This is a genomic window from Pseudomonas sp. DF5 (assembly GCF_058148225.1).
Genome location: NZ_JBYVYM010000072.1, coordinates 1 through 631 on the forward strand (window position 1 = coordinate 1; position 631 = coordinate 631).

Annotated in this window: 1 rRNA gene; it reads right to left on the reverse strand. The window is 50.9% G+C overall.

The annotated features are described in order from the left end of the window. Nucleotides 1-467 (reverse strand): 16S ribosomal RNA (locus AC30D7_RS28745); the annotation flags it as partial. Between the last annotated feature and the right edge of the window lie 164 nt (nt 468-631).

The window sequence follows — 631 nt, forward strand, 5'->3', positions numbered from 1 at the left end:
ACGTATTAGGTAACTGCCCTTCCTCCCAACTTAAAGTGCTTTACAATCCGAAGACCTTCTTCACACACGCGGCATGGCTGGATCAGGCTTTCGCCCATTGTCCAATATTCCCCACTGCTGCCTCCCGTAGGAGTCTGGACCGTGTCTCAGTTCCAGTGTGACTGATCATCCTCTCAGACCAGTTACGGATCGTCGCCTTGGTGAGCCATTACCTCACCAACTAGCTAATCCGACCTAGGCTCATCTGATAGCGCAAGGCCCGAAGGTCCCCTGCTTTCTCCCGTAGGACGTATGCGGTATTAGCGTTCGTTTCCGAACGTTATCCCCCACTACCAGGCAGATTCCTAGGCATTACTCACCCGTCCGCCGCTCGCCACCAGGTACAAGTACCCGTGCTGCCGCTCGACTTGCATGTGTTAGGCCTGCCGCCAGCGTTCAATCTGAGCCATGATCAAACTCTTCAGTTCAAACATCTTTGGGTTTTTAAGAAACCCTAAACTTGGCTCAGCAATCGTTGGTTACATCTTTGATTTCTCGCGGAGTAACTTGTGATGCTGATAATCTTGTTGACTATCAGTCTGACTCCACAAGCACCCACACGAATTGCTTGATTCAGTTGTTAAAGAGCGGT